The 15,201-nt window shown below is 37.3% G+C and carries 18 protein-coding genes; 8 read left to right on the top strand and 10 right to left on the bottom strand.

Annotation, left to right across the window (positions count from 1 at the left end):
* The first annotated feature begins 368 nt into the window (after positions 1–368).
* Positions 369–1,049, top strand: coding sequence for an MgtC/SapB family protein (locus tag V7183_RS17610; protein ID WP_097899131.1), 681 nt, complete (start codon positions 369–371; stop codon positions 1,047–1,049).
* Between the two features lie 106 nt (positions 1,050–1,155).
* Positions 1,156–2,151 (top strand): potassium channel family protein, encoded by a 996-nt coding sequence (locus tag V7183_RS17605; RefSeq protein WP_335360311.1) that lies wholly within the window; start codon positions 1,156–1,158, stop codon positions 2,149–2,151.
* Here V7183_RS17605 and V7183_RS17600 read toward each other — a convergent pair.
* The gene (locus V7183_RS17600; protein ID WP_141523364.1) at positions 2,141–2,551 is read right to left on the bottom strand and encodes a YugN-like family protein; all 411 of its coding nucleotides are present in this window, start codon (positions 2,549–2,551) and stop codon (positions 2,141–2,143) included. The two genes, V7183_RS17605 and V7183_RS17600, sit on opposite strands and share 11 nt — an antisense overlap.
* A 446-nt stretch (positions 2,552–2,997) precedes the next feature.
* Positions 2,998–4,350: a glucose-6-phosphate isomerase gene (locus V7183_RS17595; protein WP_335360310.1), complete on the bottom strand. Its 1,353-nt coding sequence runs from the start codon at positions 4,348–4,350 to the stop codon at positions 2,998–3,000.
* Positions 4,351–4,650: 300 nt separating this feature from the next.
* On the opposite strand from V7183_RS17595, the gene V7183_RS17590 reads away from it, so the two are divergent.
* Positions 4,651–4,884, top strand: coding sequence for a DUF378 domain-containing protein (locus tag V7183_RS17590; RefSeq protein ID WP_097899126.1), 234 nt, complete (start codon positions 4,651–4,653; stop codon positions 4,882–4,884).
* A 112-nt stretch (positions 4,885–4,996) separates the two neighbouring features.
* Here V7183_RS17590 and yugI read toward each other — a convergent pair whose 3' ends face one another.
* The 3 genes from yugI to V7183_RS17575 form a co-directional block, all read right to left on the bottom strand.
* Positions 4,997–5,341 carry a S1 domain-containing post-transcriptional regulator GSP13 gene (yugI, locus tag V7183_RS17585; RefSeq protein WP_097899133.1) on the bottom strand — a complete coding sequence of 115 codons (345 nt, stop codon included), beginning with the start codon at positions 5,339–5,341 and terminating at the stop codon, positions 4,997–4,999.
* 301 nt (positions 5,342–5,642) lie between these two features.
* Entirely contained in the window at positions 5,643–6,833 is a 1,191-nt protein-coding gene (locus V7183_RS17580) for an aminotransferase (protein WP_335360309.1), read from the bottom strand.
* Complete coding sequence (locus V7183_RS17575; protein ID WP_141523365.1) at positions 6,830–7,327, bottom strand: Lrp/AsnC family transcriptional regulator; 498 nt, start codon at positions 7,325–7,327, stop codon at positions 6,830–6,832. The genes V7183_RS17580 and V7183_RS17575 overlap by 4 nt, the downstream gene beginning before the upstream one ends.
* 112 nt (positions 7,328–7,439) lie before the next feature.
* On the opposite strand from V7183_RS17575, the gene V7183_RS17570 reads away from it, so the two are divergent.
* Both V7183_RS17570 and V7183_RS17565 read left to right on the top strand, forming a co-directional pair.
* Positions 7,440–8,402 carry a 2-hydroxyacid dehydrogenase gene (locus V7183_RS17570; protein ID WP_141523366.1) on the top strand — a complete coding sequence of 321 codons (963 nt, stop codon included), beginning with the start codon at positions 7,440–7,442 and terminating at the stop codon, positions 8,400–8,402.
* Positions 8,403–8,514: 112 nt separating this feature from the next.
* On the top strand, positions 8,515–9,354 hold the full coding sequence (locus V7183_RS17565; RefSeq protein ID WP_097899123.1) for an alpha/beta fold hydrolase: 840 nt from the start codon (positions 8,515–8,517) through the stop codon (positions 9,352–9,354).
* Between the two features lie 71 nt (positions 9,355–9,425).
* Here V7183_RS17565 and V7183_RS17560 read toward each other — a convergent pair whose 3' ends face one another.
* Complete coding sequence (locus tag V7183_RS17560) at positions 9,426–9,677, bottom strand: DUF1871 family protein (protein ID WP_335360308.1); 252 nt, start codon at positions 9,675–9,677, stop codon at positions 9,426–9,428.
* 114 nt (positions 9,678–9,791) lie between these two features.
* On the opposite strand from V7183_RS17560, the gene V7183_RS17555 reads away from it, so the two are divergent.
* Complete coding sequence (locus tag V7183_RS17555) at positions 9,792–10,943, top strand: MalY/PatB family protein (RefSeq protein ID WP_335360307.1); 1,152 nt, start codon at positions 9,792–9,794, stop codon at positions 10,941–10,943.
* A gap of 35 nt (positions 10,944–10,978) precedes the next feature.
* On the opposite strand, the gene V7183_RS17550 is transcribed toward V7183_RS17555, so the two are convergent.
* From V7183_RS17550 to V7183_RS17540, 3 genes are all read right to left on the bottom strand, one after another.
* Entirely contained in the window at positions 10,979–11,521 is a 543-nt protein-coding gene (locus tag V7183_RS17550) for a superoxide dismutase family protein (protein ID WP_335360306.1), read from the bottom strand.
* Between the two features lie 69 nt (positions 11,522–11,590).
* Complete coding sequence (locus tag V7183_RS17545) at positions 11,591–11,767, bottom strand: hypothetical protein (RefSeq protein WP_170958225.1); 177 nt, start codon at positions 11,765–11,767, stop codon at positions 11,591–11,593.
* Positions 11,768–11,789: 22 nt separating this feature from the next.
* Positions 11,790–12,368 (bottom strand): DJ-1/PfpI family protein, encoded by a 579-nt coding sequence (locus tag V7183_RS17540; protein WP_335360305.1) that lies wholly within the window; start codon positions 12,366–12,368, stop codon positions 11,790–11,792.
* Positions 12,369–12,527: 159 nt separating this feature from the next.
* Here V7183_RS17540 and V7183_RS17535 point away from each other — a divergent pair, with 159 nt between their 5' ends.
* The gene (locus V7183_RS17535) at positions 12,528–12,911 is read left to right on the top strand and encodes a kinase-associated lipoprotein B (RefSeq protein ID WP_335360304.1); all 384 of its coding nucleotides are present in this window, start codon (positions 12,528–12,530) and stop codon (positions 12,909–12,911) included.
* A 40-nt stretch (positions 12,912–12,951) separates the two neighbouring features.
* On the opposite strand, the gene kapD is transcribed toward V7183_RS17535, so the two are convergent.
* Positions 12,952–13,575: a 3'-5' exonuclease KapD gene (kapD, locus tag V7183_RS17530; RefSeq protein ID WP_097899117.1), complete on the bottom strand. Its 624-nt coding sequence runs from the start codon at positions 13,573–13,575 to the stop codon at positions 12,952–12,954.
* Between the two features lie 279 nt (positions 13,576–13,854).
* Between kapD and V7183_RS17525 the strand changes: the two genes are divergently transcribed.
* Positions 13,855–15,180 carry an ArsB/NhaD family transporter gene (locus tag V7183_RS17525; protein WP_141523367.1) on the top strand — a complete coding sequence of 442 codons (1,326 nt, stop codon included), beginning with the start codon at positions 13,855–13,857 and terminating at the stop codon, positions 15,178–15,180.
* Positions 15,181–15,201: the final 21 nt, after the last annotated feature.

Raw genomic sequence — 15,201 nt, 5'->3', positions numbered from 1 at the left:
CGCTCATTTGCGACTCCCTTATGTTAACATCTTCGTTTTTCGATGTCAACAAAGTTTTTAATTTCTTTTTTCGCTTTCTGCTGTTTCGCATCAGCGACGGTTATTAATATATCATGTGAAAATCTGAAATGCAACACCCTTTTAAAACTTTTTATAAAAATAACCAAGTTTCTGTTTTAACCTCATATACTTAAACAAAATGCCCTTTTTCACTATAGTCATTTTCATCTCTAACAAATTACTACATATATTCTTTACAAAGACAGGAAGTCATATCAAACTTGATAGAAGCTTTAAGTTACGAGTAACTATTTTACTCATATATTATTGCCACATTACAGTAAACAAACAGATGAGGAGGAATACATATGGACTATACCGATTTATTAATTAAGCTAGGTCTCTCTGCTATTTTAGGATTCGCTATTGGTTTAGAACGTGAATTAAAGAAAAAGCCACTCGGTTTAAAAACTTGCTTAGTCATCTCTATTATTAGTTGCCTCCTTACCATTGTTTCTATTAAAGCTGCTTATAATTTACCTCATACAGATCACATGAACATGGATCCACTTCGCCTTGCAGCTCAAATTGTTTCAGGAATCGGTTTTTTAGGTGCTGGCGTTATTTTAAGAAGAGGAAATGACAGCATTGCAGGATTAACTACTGCTGCTATGATTTGGGGTGCTTCCGGTATTGGAATTGCTGTTGGAGCTGGTTTTTATCTTGAAGCGGTTTTCGGTATGTGTTTCCTTATGATTAGTGTCGAACTTATACCGTTAACAATGAAATTTTTAGGCCCTAGATCACTAAGGCAGCGAGATATCGCTGTTAAACTGGTTGTACGGGATATGAATAACATCCCTATTGTGATTGAAGAAATCAAGGAAATGGGCATAAAAGTTAAAAACATGAAACTCAAAACATTAGAGAACGGCTCTCACTTTTTACACCTTAAATTGTCTGTTGATCAAAAAAAACATACAGCTGACGTTTATTATGCCTTGCAGCATCTCGAAAGTGTTCAACAAACGGAAGTTGAAAGTATGTAATATTTCTCAGCGCAAAACAACTCTCTTACAAAATAGAGAGTTTTTCTTTTTTCCATAATGGTAACAATGAATGTAGCCTTACATGATAAGAAGGAGGTATACGATTTTGAAATCACGCGCTAACCTAGTGGATGTATTTCGCGACTCCATTATTTTTCGCTTAATTAGCTTTATTATCATTCTTACTACTGTTTTTGGCTTTATCATATATAAATTAGAACCAAAGTATTTTTCTACATGGCTTGATGGGATATGGTGGTCGCTTGTTACAATTTTTACTGTCGGGTACGGTGATTACGTCCCGCATACATCGTTAGGAAAACTGCTCGGTATACTTCTTATTTTATTAGGAACAGGATTTTGCTCTTATTACATGGTATTATTCGCTACCGAAATGATCAACAAGCAATATATGAAAATTAAAGGTGAAGATGCCGCAACTTGTCACGGGCATATGATTATTGTCGGTTGGAATGAAAGAGCCAAACAAGTGGTAAGTCAAATGCATGTTTTAGAGCCAAATCTTAATATCGTTTTAATAGACGAAACACTTTCTTTACTCCCGAAGCCCTTTCATCACTTAGAGTTTATTAAAGGATGCCCGCATCACGATCAAACTTTATTAAAAGCCAACATTAAGACAGCTCACACGATTTTAATAACTGCAGACAAAGAAAAAAACGAAAGCTTGGCTGATACACAATCCATTCTAAATATTTTAACTGCCAAAGGGCTAAACCCAAACATTCATTGCATCGCTGAACTCCTTACTTCTGAACAAATTCAAAATGCAACTAGAGCGGGAGCAAACGAAATTATAGAAGGAAATAAATTAACAAGCTATGTTTTTACTGCATCTCTTTTATTCCCTTCTATTTCAGGTGTATTATTTACCCTTTATAATGAAATATCAGAAAGTAGATTACAGCTAATGAATACTCCTTCATCCTATATTGGAAAAACTTTCGAAGTTTGCAGTAGTTCGCTTTTAAAACAGGACATCTTACTGCTAGGTGTGCAGCGAAATGAACAATATCATATCAATCCCGTTCATTCCTTCGTTATTATTGAAAGCGACGTATTTATCTTAATTAAACATTAATAAGATGCTTTTCTAGCTCTTTTACTAAGGCCTTTCCGATATCAATATATTTTCTTTTTATATCCCCGTCTGCATCTTGCGGCTCCGCAAACTGATCTAATCCACTTGTTCCAGCTGCTAATGTATTTACTTGATCATCCAGTTCGTCTTGATATACATGTGAAAGGAGATATGGTGTTTCAATCCGGACGACTACACCAGGCCTATCAAGCTCTCCTTCCACCGCCGTAAATGGGACTCTTAAAAATTGATATCCATCATCCTCATCTACCTTATAATCAAAACAACCATTGTCATACTCCCAATTGCCACCAATGCTATAGCCAAGTGGCTTTAACGTTTCCTCTAGTTGAAACAAAGCATACGTACGACCTTCTAAATCTGATTGAATCAGGATCAAGCCATTCACCCTTCCTCGATTTTCTCTTAGCATGCCCGGTTCACATTTGTTCTAGCATTAACATATCGGCATTTCGACACAGCACATCGCCTCTTCTGCACGATTTGCCCCTTCCTTACCGTAAAAAAAGCTGTTGGGATGATCCCAACAGCTTTTTTTGTTCAGCTGCAATGCCCTTCGTTTCTGAGCAAGCCGCTTCCGCTTTTCCTTGTCCAGCTATGCCTCCTAGGCCTTTCCGTCTAAGAACCTTCCGCACGAGAAAGTAAAGCGCTTTCTGTACGAAAGAACCTTAGCCGACAGGCCTAAACAGTCAGCTCCGCTTTTCTACTATCCAGCTTCAATGGCTAGAATGGTCAGTGGCTTCGCTTCTTCCACCGAGGCAAAGAGCGCCTCTATGTCAGAGGCTCCATCCCCCTCCCATTCTGAACGAGCCATTTCCGCTTTCCCTATTTCAAGCGTTCTTCTAATTCTGCTTTTAGTTCTTCGAATCCTGGTTTGCCAAGTAAAGCGAACATGTTTTTCTTGTATGCTTCTACACCTGGTTGGTCAAATGGATTTACACCTAGTAGGTAGCCGCTCATCGCACATGCTTTTTCGAAGAAGTATACAAGGTAACCGAATGTATACTCATTTAATTCTGGAATGTTTACGATTAAGTTTGGTACTCCGCCATCACTGTGTGCAAGTAATGTACCTTCGTACGCTTTTGTGTTTACGAAGTCTACAGTTTCACCAGCAAGGTAGTTTAAGCCATCTAAATCGTTCTCATCTTTTTCGATTTTTAGTTCGTGTGTAGATTTACCCACTTTAAGAACTGTTTCAAATAGGTCGCGACGTCCTTCTTGAATGTATTGACCTAATGAATGTAAGTCAGTAGAGAAGTTTGCTGAAGATGGGAAAATACCTTTTTGATCTTTTCCTTCACTTTCACCAAATAATTGTTTCCACCACTCAGCAAAGTATTGAAGTGCTGGCTCATAGTTAACAAGCATTTCAATCGTTTTACCTTTGTTATATAGAGCATTACGAACAACTGCGTATTGATAAGCTGGGTTTTCTTCAAGCTCTGATTTCGCAAAGTCGTCATGTCCAGCAGCTGCACCTTTCATCATCTCTTCGATATTTAGGCCACTAACTGCAATTGGTAATAAACCAACTGGTGTTAATACAGAGAAACGACCGCCAACATCATCAGGAATTACGAACGTTTCGTATCCTTCTTCATCAGCTAATGTTTTTAAAGCACCGCGCGCTTTATCAGTTGTTGCATAAATACGTTTACGTGCTTCTTCTTTTCCATATTTCTCTTCTAATAATTTACGGAATAGGCGGAATGCAATCGCAGGTTCAGTTGTTGTACCTGATTTGGAAATAACATTAATGGAGAAGTCTTTCCCTTCTAATACGTCCATTAAATCTTTCATGTAAGTGGAGCTAATGTTCTGTCCAACAAATAGCACTTGTGGAGTTTTACGTTGTTCTTTAGAAAGCATATTGTAGAAAGAATGGTTTAACATTTCAATTGCTGCGCGTGCTCCTAAGTAAGAACCACCAATACCTACAACAAGTAAAATATCAGAGTCATTTTTAATTTTCTCAGCACATTTTTGAATGCGAGTAAATTCTTCTTTGTCATATTGAAGCGGAAGCTCTACCCACCCAAGGAAATCGTTCCCAGCTCCAGTTTTCTCATGGATTGCATGATGTGATACTTTTACTGCATCACGTAAATAAGTTAGTTCGTGTTCACTGATGAACGATAACGCTTTAGAATAATCGAACGTTACATGTGTGCTCATCTTTTTCCCTCCAATTATGTATATGTATTTCTGTATTCACTTTAGCGAAACTGAAGTTGTAAATCAAGCGATTGCAGAATTGTAAACGCAACCAATATTTATTTTTTTAAAAAAGTTCATTTTTCGTATAAAAATCCTCATTTTTTGGTATAGATGTATATATCTTATGATGGATATTTTTTGATGTATAAAAACAGCAAAAGATAACCATTCTATAAGAGAGTTAAGCCTCTTAAAGTGCGATTATACTTTATAACAAAAGGCTTGCTTATGCTTCATATTTAAGGAGGGCTATTTGAAATGAGTACTTTACAACGTATTGCATTAGTATTCACTGTAATTGGCGCCGTCAACTGGGGACTTATTGGATTCTTTCAATTTGACTTAGTAGCAGCTATTTTCGGTGGACAACACGCTGCTCTCGCACGAATTATTTACGGTATCGTTGGTATTTCTGGGCTCATTAACCTTGGTTTACTATTCAAGCCATCCGAAAATCTTGGCACTCACCCAGAAACGAATGAAGTTCGATAACAAGTATGTCATCCTTCCCATCCGACATACGAATATGATTGCTTGCAATCATATTTGCTAATATATATCATAATATAAAGTAAAAGAGGGTCGCTCATATAGCGATCCTCTTTTACTTTGATAACTGTGATTCTTCAATCCACTCTGTTAGCTTCTCACGCAGCGTATTAAATCCTTTATCAGACGGATTCGGTACAAGAACTTTTCCTTGCTTTCCCTTCGCTGCTTTTAACGATAAACTCATTTTTCTGTGTTCTTCATCAATTGAAAGTACCTTTACTTCTACTGTATCTCCGACCTTTAAAAAGTCATGAATATCTTTTACATATCCATTTGTAATTTCAGATATATGCACAAGTCCTTGTGTTGCTTCATCCAATGCTACAAATGCACCGTAATCTTGAATTCCAGTCACTTTCCCTTTTACAACCACTCCTGCTGTATATTGTTCTGACATATGAAACACTCCCATACGTTTACCATTTTCCCCACTACTTGCAATTGGCAAGACATCTGCCAAACATACAAAAAGAGTCGCAGATGCAACCGCCCGCAAATAACAAGATAAATATCCGATTGGCGAAAGCTCATTCTCAGGCGAAAGTAACTCCTGCTAAGAAAAGCCCCCTCATATTAGTAAATTATACCACTAGCTCCTATATCATTCAAAATTCATGAAAAAATTTCCTTTAATGCGTATATTTTTAAAATATTGGGATAGAATACTAACACATGGCTTTCTAGTATTCCCCCCCTTTTTATGGACAAAACGTATTCTGTTTTGTCCTTTTTTTATTCTCCATGAATCGCTCCATTCGCTTCATCGCTTCCATAAGCTGTTCAAACGAAGTTGCATACGAACAACGAATAAATCCTTCACCGCTTTCACCAAAGACATTTCCGGGAACAACTGCTACTTTTTCTTCTAACAATAATTGTTCTGCAAATTCCGCTGAAGACAATCCAGTTGAGGAAATGGAAGGGAATACATAAAACGCTCCTCCCGGCATATGACATGTTAAGCCCATCTCATTAAATGATGTCGTCATAAAGTTACGGCGTTTTTTATAACTTTCTCTCATTCGAATCACTTCATCGTTTCCAGAGCGAAGCGCTTCTAATGCTGCGAACTGTGACATTGTCGGTGCACACATCATGGAGTATTGATGAATTTTAAGCATTAATTCTGAAAAATGTACCGGAGCCGCAATCATTCCAAGACGCCATCCAGTCATCGCAAATCCCTTTGAAAATCCTGAAATTAAGATTGTATGGTCACGCATATTTTGAATGCTAGCAAAACTCGTATAAGCCTCATCATATACAAGCTCCGCATAAATTTCATCCGACAATACAATGAGATTATACTTTTCAACGATTACTGCTAACTTTTCTAATTCAGATCTGTTTAAAAGTGCTCCCGTTGGATTATTTGGGGAACAAAGTAAAATAGCCTTCGTTTTCGTTGTAATAGCCGCTTCAATTTGCTCTGGCTGTACTTTAAACGCAGATTCTAAAGAAGTTGCTACTGGAACTGGTACCCCGCCAGCTAATGTGACAAGCGGTGCATAAGACACAAAACTCGGTTCAATAATGATTACTTCATCATCTGGATTTACAATAGCACGCATCGCCACATCTAACGCTTGGCTTGCTCCAACTGTAACAATAATTTCTTCATTTGGATCATAGGAAACATGAAATTGCTTTTGAAGGTACTTTGCTATTTCTTGACGCAACTCTAATAATCCTGCATTTGCAGTATATGCTGTGTATCCTTCTTCCAATGAACGAATACATGCTTGCCTTACATTCCATGGCGTAACAAAATCTGGCTCTCCGACTCCAAGTGAAATAACACCTTTCATCCCTGCCGCTAAGTCAAAGAACTTACGAATGCCGGATGGCTGTAAAGATTCTGCTGATCTTGATAGTTCAAACCGCTTCATGGTGTCACCACAATTCGTTTATCATCATCAGTTTTTTCATAAATAATGCCCTCATGTTTATATTTCTTCAAAATAAAATGCGTTGTTGTTGAAACAACCGATTCAATCGTTGCTAATTTTTCTGAAACAAATGTTGCCACTTCAGCCATACTCTTTCCTTCTAACGTAATAGAAAGATCATATGTCCCTGACATTAAATAAACCGATTTCACCTCTGAATAACGGTAAATTTGCTCAGCAACTGCATCGAATCCGACACCATGCTTTGGTGTAACTTTCACGTCAATCATTGCTGTTAAACCAGTATGTTCTTTCACCTTTGTCCAATCGATATGTGTAACATAATCCACAATGATTTTTTCACTTTCTAATTTTGCGACCATTTCTTTTGTTTCGTCTACTTCTATATTTAACATTTTTGCTAACGTTTCTACGGATAAACGACTGTTTTTTTCAAGGCATGCTAACAATTCTAATTCTTTTTCAGTCATCATATAATGCATCCTCCCTTTTGTTTTTTCTAAATTATACAAATACTCTTTTGTGTTTGAAAAGAAGATTTTTTTAGAGAATTATGTAAAAATAAAAAGGAAAGGGGCTGAAACCGTGAAATCAAAAGTATATATTGCTGAACGCGTTCCAAAATTTGTAGAAGCATACCTCTCTGAGCATTGTGAATATGAAAAGTGGGATCGTAATGAAAAAATACCTCGTGAAGTTTTATTAGAGAAAATACAAGATAAACATGGCTTGCTTAACTTCGGTACCAAAATCGATGAAGAATTGTTACAAGCAGCTCCTCATCTACAAGTTGTGAGCAACATTTCTGTTGGCTATGATAATTTTGATTTAGAAGCAATGCAAAAGAGAAATGTGATTGGAACAAATACACCATATGTATTGGATGATACAGTGGCTGATCTTGTTTTCGCTCTGATGCTATCAGCTGGGCGCCGCGTATGTGAGCTTGATTCTTATGTGAAAAATGGTGATTGGGATGCCGAGATTACAAAGGAACACTTTGGACTAGATGTACATCATAGTACAATTGGAATTATTGGTATGGGCCGAATTGGAGAAGCTGTTGCTAAACGAGCGAAATTCGGATTCGATATGAATGTCCTTTATTATAATCGTCGCCGTAAAGAAGAAGCTGAACAAAAGTTTGATGCTGCGTACTGTGATTTACACACACTACTAAAGCAATCTGATTTCATTGTTCTCCTAACTCCATTAACAGAAGAAACCTATCATCTCATTGGAGAAAAGGAATTTTCATTAATGAAAGAAACAGCAGTTTTCATTAATGCTTCCCGCGGAAAAACGGTAGATGAGTCTGCATTAATCGATGCATTAGAGCAAAAGAAAATCTTTGCAGCAGGCATCGATACATTTACACAAGAGCCAGTTGAAAAAGATAATCCGCTCTTATCTTTACCAAACATTGTTACTTTACCGCACATCGGATCTGCGACATTAAAGACACGACGCCAAATGGCGATGACCGCTGCAGAAAATTTAGTTGCAGGGTTACAAGGAAAAACACCGCCTAATATTGTCCGCGGATGAATCTTATCATAATAAAAAAGGCAAGATGGACCTCCATCTTGCCTTTTTTTGTTAACATAAATCCTTTTTTACTGGGAGATGATATGAACAAAAATCAATGGAGTGACAAAAAATGAAACATCAATCTGAATGTCCTTACTTCACTTTTTCCACTCGCGGTACTACCGTTCATTACGAATTGTATGAACATAATAATAAAAAAGAACGACCAACTTTCGTACTCGTTCATGGATTTCTTTCTTCTTCATTTAGTTATCGGCGATTAATCCCTTTACTTGCACAAGAAGGAACAGTAATTGCCCTTGACTTACCACCGTTTGGGAAAAGTGATAAATCGAATCAATTTAAATATTCCTATCATAATTTAGCAACTATTATTATCGATTTAGTAGAGCATTTACAACTCTCCAATATTGTACTAGTTGGCCATTCTATGGGCGGACAAATCTCACTCTATGTCAATCACATCCGACCTGATTTAATTACAAAGACCATTTTACTCTGTAGCTCTAGCTACTTACATCGCGCAAATTTACCTCTCATTTATTCTTCCTACTTACCATTTTTCCATTTATATGTGAAAAATTGGATTATTCGAAGAGGTGTTGTTCATAACTTAATGAATGTTGTTCATGACCATTCATTAATTGACGATGAAATGATGAAAGGCTACGCCGCTCCCTTTTATGATAATCGAATATTCCCTGCTTTAACACGAATGATAAGAGATCGGGAAGGAGATTTATCACCAGCAGAATTACGAGAAATCAAAACTCCGACCCTGCTCATTTGGGGTGAGAAGGATCGAGTTGTTCCTGTTCATATTGGTCACAGGCTGCACAAAGACTTGCCTAATTCTAAATTTATTTCATACGAAAATGTGGGGCACTTACTACCAGAAGAAAAACCAGAACATGTCTATGAGGAAATCATGGCTTTTTCAGCACAATAGTATCCATCTATTAGCGCTTTTTAACATATATCATACTCCTACTAAGAAAGGCTGTCGGAACTTCCGACAGCCTACAATGAACAACTTCCGCCTTCTTTTAATAGAAGTAACTCCTCTGCTAACTTCTCACACTTTTCTATTGCTGGTACCTCTTCAAACGACATGAAGTAAATATGCTGGATTTTTTTCGCAATATATTTCGGATCATCAAACGCACTTACTACGTACACAACATCGCTTGCTTCTGTTTCATAAAATTCAGGCCCCATTTGAAAAGGATCCCAATTTTTCACCAACTCTACCATCTTTTCATATGCACCCATCTGCTTCCCGCCTTTTTCACTTTAATTCTTTTCTTTATCGTATCATATCAGCTATTCTAGAAGAAGAGAGGGAATTTTCACAAAAAAACGTTTTTAAAGAAGGGGAGCAAACTTATGCAACAATTTCAAAAAACGGTAAATCGCCGTGGAACCCATAGTACAAAATGGGATACATACAAAAATGAAGAACTTCTTCATGCTTGGATTGCTGATATGGACTTTGAAGTACCAATGCCCATTCAAACCGCACTACAAAAACGACTTGAGCACCCTATTTTCGGCTATACAATACCGCCAGAAGAAATCATGGATACAATTTGTCATTGGACGAAAAGCCAATACAATTGGGAAATAAAAAAGGAGTGGATTGTATTTAGTGCCGGTATTGTTCCTGCTCTTAGTGCAAGCGTACAAGCTTTAACAAACGAAGGTGAATCTGTACTTGTACAACCACCTATTTACCCGCCATTCTTTGACATGGTCACAACAAACAAGCGTCATTTATGTGAAAGCCCATTGCTCTTACAAAGCAGCACATACACAATGGACTTTGAACATTTAGAAGCACAATTTCAGCAAGGAGTAAAACTGATGCTTCTTTGCAGTCCGCATAATCCCGTTGGCCGTGTTTGGACAAAAGAGGAGCTTTCAAAACTTGGAGCACTATGTGAAACATACAATGTAACTGTTGTTACAGATGAAATTCATGCAGATATTATTTTCGCAGACCATACACATACCCCGTTTGCTTCATTGTCTCAGCAATTAGCAGCGCGCACCATCACTTGTATGGCACCAAGTAAGACATTTAATATCGCTGGATTACAAGCATCCATCATTATTATTCCAGATAAAAAAATCCGCCACGCCTTTACATCTGTGCAGCAAAGACAAGGACTTCACGGATTAAATACATTTGCTTACACAGCAATGCAAAGCGCCTACACGGAATGTAATGAATGGCTAACAGAAATTCGTTTATATATAGCAGAAAATGCTCGGTTTGCTTGTGAATTTATCGAAAAACATATCCCTGCCCTTTCCGTCATCCAGCCAGAAGGTACCTTTTTACTCTGGGTAGACTGTACACATTTGAATCTTTCTCAAAAAGAACGAACAAAATTACTCGAAGAAAAGGGGAAAATTATCGTCGAGCCAGGTGAAAAATATGGAGCAGGCGGAGAACAACATATTCGAACTAACATCGGTTGCCCAAGATCTGTCCTAGAAGAAATTCTAAACCGACTTTGGCATACATTTTCATAAGCCAATGAAAAAAGCTACCCGTCTCAAGGTAGCTTCTACTTTTTCTTAGTAGCTGATGCCTTTTCTACAATAACGCCACAAGCAATTCGATTCCCTGATTTTCCAACAGGTTGTGTCATACCATCATCAGGGTTTTCAGTAATAATAATTGATGCCCCGTCTTTTCGATGAAGCGTCGTTTTACCCTCTTCAAGAGATATATGCGGTGCTTCAATTTCCGCTTTAATCTTTCCGGAACCATCAGCAATCACATTCGGTAAATCACCGTTCTCTGCTCCCTTTGGATTCATAAGCCCATGTTTCTTTTTCTTCTCTAGATTAAAATGATTACCAGCTGATGCGAAATTAGGCGCTTTGCATTCCCCAATTTCATGAATGTGTAACCCATGTGTGCCCGGTGTAAACCCCTCTGCATTAATCGATATTTTCACTCCACTTGTTTGCTGAGTCACTTTTGCCGTTCCAACTTTATCACCGGAAGCATTGTATAATTTCACATCGATTTCTTTTGGGTGTCCTTTGTCACAACTTGCCATAAGAAACAGCATACAACATCCAAATAAAAGCTGCTTTTTCATTACAGTTCCCTCCAAAATACATTCTGCCCTTAGATTGTCCGAGCTTAGAGGGAAACATACAAAAACGAATCAGCGTTTCTTTTCAGCTAGCAGCCTTTCTTCTACCTTCTGCAAACGATCTGCTTCTCGTTTTGATACACGAATGAACATACGCCACGTTGCAATTGCACCAATTATAAATAAGAAACAAACAATCCCTGGAATAATATATTCCGTTTTATCTTCCGGAAAATATAAAGGCATCATAAAAATCACTCCTTTGTTTTTTCTACAGTTTTTGTGTGGCTGTTTCTCCTACTGGCTGTACACTTTCTAATACTTGATTCACTACTTCTTCTCCCACAAGTGATTCAATAACCCACGATACTAAATCTTGTGCGGCCAAACATCCCGCAGCAGTTGAGATGTTACCAATATTCACAAACCTTTCTTCCACAACTTGAACATCATAGTTCGATAATTGCTTCATCACTGTAGGATAAGTAGTCGCTCTTTTTCCCGTTAACAATCCGAGTGCCCCAAGTATTAAAGCACCTGAACACATAGATCCGATCAGCTGTTTATCAAGATTCAATTTCAGCTCATTTAAATAGTCCGAATCGCAAATAAGCCGTTGTACTCCTGGGCCGCTAGCAAATATAACTGCATCTGATTCCTTTATCTCTTCCATTGTCCCAGACATAGGAATTGCAAGACCTGCCACCGATGTATGTACTGATTTTGTTCCTACAAGTTTAACCTCCCAATCCTTTTCGTTCCCGACTAATCTTACTCTGTTTAATAAATCCCATGGAAAAAATACATCTATATCTGTGAAGTCATCAAAGCAAACAATACATATTTTCATTTCTTCAACACCTTTCAGAATCTTCTGTTATATCACCATAAATTATAGTGTAACTCCCCTATATTCTCAAGGACATTCCACAGCGGAATGTTATTCTTTACAGATGATTTCTTTGACTCCATCTCACTCTTTCCTTACTATAAAATTGAGGTGAAAAATATGAAAGAAACATTTGAAATTGGAGAAATCGTTACTGGCATTTATAAAACAGGAAAGTATATCGGTGAGATTACAAACAGCCGCCCTGGAAGTTACGTTGTGAAAGTACTAGCTGTTTTAAAACATCCTACGCAAGGGGACTTACATAACGTAAAACAAGCGGATGTACCATTTTTCCATGAGCGACGCGCTTTAGCTTTTCGCGAACAAACAAATATTCCGCAAACAATGGTAAAAAAATATGAAGGGGATATCCCGGATTATAAAGAATCTCTGAAGGCGGCATTAGAAGCACAAATGAATTCATTTTCAGAAGATGATTCACCGTTTGCACAGCGTAGTTTACAAACGCTTCAGCAATTAAAACAAGATTATAAATTGTAAAAAACAAAACGATCAAATTACATCTTTTGTAATTTGATCGTTACTGTGTACTTACTTTCTTTAACACCTGTGAAAAATCAATAAGCTCACCTAATGTTGGCGGAGCTGGCTTTACTAAATACTCTTTATCTTTTTCGACAAGCTTAAAAATATTATATGTTGTCATCGCATCATCAAGCGCACAATGATGCTTTCCTGTCCCTACTTTTCCGTACGCCTCAATCGCTTTCCATAATCCTGTTTGGTTTCGCTCCCCGAAGAATCGTTTATACTCCAGCGATAAATCTCTACATTGTCCTGAAAATGGAAATTTGACTCCTGCCGCTTCACAATTATGTTTCAATACCTTCATATCCATATTTCCCCACGTTACAATTGTTGGCTGACAACGATTTTCATACTGAACAAGTTTCTCAACAAGTTCCAAGAAAGAAATCCCATCGTCCACCGCTTCCTGATGAATTCCTAAAAATTTTTTACACCGGTCTGTTAAACTTGGAAAAGTTTCTGGCCTTACATAAGATGAATACGTATCTTCTACTACACAATTCACAACCGATACGAGTCCCACCTCAATAATTTCCGGGAAAAACCCTTTTGGCTTCTTCCGATTTTGAGGCATCGTGAACTCAAAATCTAAAAATAAAAATTGTTGTTCATCCATACGATCCCTTCCTTATCATTCTGTCTCCTTTACACTCCTACACGAACAGGCTCGAATGCTCATTCCATTTTAAACATTCAGGTTGGATGTATCTTATGTATATGTCAAATAACCACAAATATTTTCAGAAAAAAAGAAAAATTCATTTGTATAGAAAATATGACAAAATAACCCCTTTCATTTACATACAACATTTTTCTACTTTATAATGGCGATAAGTGTGTTTCTTCTAGAACTTTTTGACACACTAAGAAGGGTAACCGAAAGGAGATGAAGTTTTTGCACGAAACAACGCAAGAAATCGCAAACTGGCAATATTTCTTTGCTATCGCAGTTTTTTTAATTACATATGCCATTATCATTTCAGAAAAAATTAATCGTGCTGTTATTGCACTTCTTGGTGCAGCACTTATGGTAATCTTTGGCGTCGTTGACTTGCACGCTGCTTTTACAAAACATATTGAATGGGGAACAATCACACTGCTCATCGGTATGATGATTTTAGTAAACATCACGAGCAAGTCAGGCGTATTCCAATATGTTGCTATTAAAGCAGCTAAACAAGCGCACGGAAATCCAATTAAAATTTTAATTTCTCTTTCTTTGCTTACCGCGCTTGGTTCTGCATTTTTAGATAACGTAACAACAGTACTTCTTGTTGTTCCAGTTACTCTATCTATTACGCGCATTTTACAAGTAAATCCTGTTCCATATTTGCTTTCCGAAATTATTTTTTCAAATATCGGAGGAACTGCAACATTAATTGGTGACCCACCAAATATTATGATTGGTTCTGCAAATAAGCACTTAGATTTCAATGCTTTCTTATTAAATCTAGCACCTATCGTAATAATCATCATTGCAGTTGTAGCATTCATGCTGTACTTTATGTACCGTAAGCAACTAATTGCTGATCCTGTACAAGTAAAAAAATTAATGAGCTTAGATGAAAAACAATACATTAAAGATCCTGTATTAATGAAAAAATCTTTAACAGTACTTGGACTTACAATCCTCGGCTTCATGACTCATTCTATTTTCCACATTGATGCTGCTGTAATCGCTTTAACTGGTGCTACTGTACTTATGTTAATCGGTGTGAAAGAACATGAAATTGAAGATGTATTCGCTAATGTAGAGTGGGTTACAATCTTCTTCTTCGCGGGGCTATTCGTACTCGTTGGCGGGCTTATTGATATCGGACTTATCAAAACGTTAGCTCAAAAAGTAATTGGTTTAACAGGCGGAGATATTTCTTACGCATCTATCCTTATTTTATGGGTATCCGGTATTGCATCAGCAACAATTGATAACATTCCATTCGTTGCAACAATGATTCCACTTATTAACGATATGGCAGTTGGTCTTGGGCTATCACCTTCTGATGTACAAATGGATGTACTATGGTGGTCATTAGCATTAGGAGCTTGTCTAGGTGGAAACGGAACATTAATCGGCGCTTCTGCCAACGTAATCGTAGCAGGAATCGCAAACCGCGAAGGGCATAAAATCAGCTACATGGACTTCTTAAAAGTCGGTTTCCCAATTATGATTGTGTCATTAATCATTTCTCACATTTATATTTATCTACGTTACTTAATGTAATTATAAAAAGCGAAAGTGGCT

The sequence above is a fragment of the Bacillus sp. JJ1127 genome, assembly GCF_036965845.1.
Classification (GTDB): domain Bacteria; phylum Bacillota; class Bacilli; order Bacillales; family Bacillaceae_G; genus Bacillus_A.
The sequence above is the reverse complement of the archived record's forward strand: the minus strand, read 5'-3'. Positions and strand labels throughout refer to the sequence as shown.

Coding starts and splice junctions, on each gene's coding strand:
- kapD (WP_097899117.1), bottom strand. CDS start 13,575: ATGGATGAACAACAATTTTTATTTTTAGATTTTGAGTTCACGATGCCT.
- V7183_RS17545 (WP_170958225.1), bottom strand. CDS start 11,767: ATGATGCCTTTATATTTTCCGGAAGATAAAACGGAATATATTATTCCA.
- V7183_RS17535 (WP_335360304.1), top strand. CDS start 12,528: ATGAAAGAAACATTTGAAATTGGAGAAATCGTTACTGGCATTTATAAA.
- V7183_RS17590 (WP_097899126.1), top strand. CDS start 4,651: ATGAGTACTTTACAACGTATTGCATTAGTATTCACTGTAATTGGCGCC.
- V7183_RS17550 (WP_335360306.1), bottom strand. CDS start 11,521: ATGAAAAAGCAGCTTTTATTTGGATGTTGTATGCTGTTTCTTATGGCA.
- V7183_RS17555 (WP_335360307.1), top strand. CDS start 9,792: ATGCAACAATTTCAAAAAACGGTAAATCGCCGTGGAACCCATAGTACA.
- V7183_RS17560 (WP_335360308.1), bottom strand. CDS start 9,677: ATGGGTGCATATGAAAAGATGGTAGAGTTGGTGAAAAATTGGGATCCT.
- V7183_RS17580 (WP_335360309.1), bottom strand. CDS start 6,833: ATGAAGCGGTTTGAACTATCAAGATCAGCAGAATCTTTACAGCCATCC.
- V7183_RS17565 (WP_097899123.1), top strand. CDS start 8,515: ATGAAACATCAATCTGAATGTCCTTACTTCACTTTTTCCACTCGCGGT.
- yugI (WP_097899133.1), bottom strand. CDS start 5,341: ATGTCAGAACAATATACAGCAGGAGTGGTTGTAAAAGGGAAAGTGACT.
- V7183_RS17595 (WP_335360310.1), bottom strand. CDS start 4,350: ATGAGCACACATGTAACGTTCGATTATTCTAAAGCGTTATCGTTCATC.
- V7183_RS17540 (WP_335360305.1), bottom strand. CDS start 12,368: ATGAAAATATGTATTGTTTGCTTTGATGACTTCACAGATATAGATGTA.
- V7183_RS17610 (WP_097899131.1), top strand. CDS start 369: ATGGACTATACCGATTTATTAATTAAGCTAGGTCTCTCTGCTATTTTA.
- V7183_RS17575 (WP_141523365.1), bottom strand. CDS start 7,327: ATGATGACTGAAAAAGAATTAGAATTGTTAGCATGCCTTGAAAAAAAC.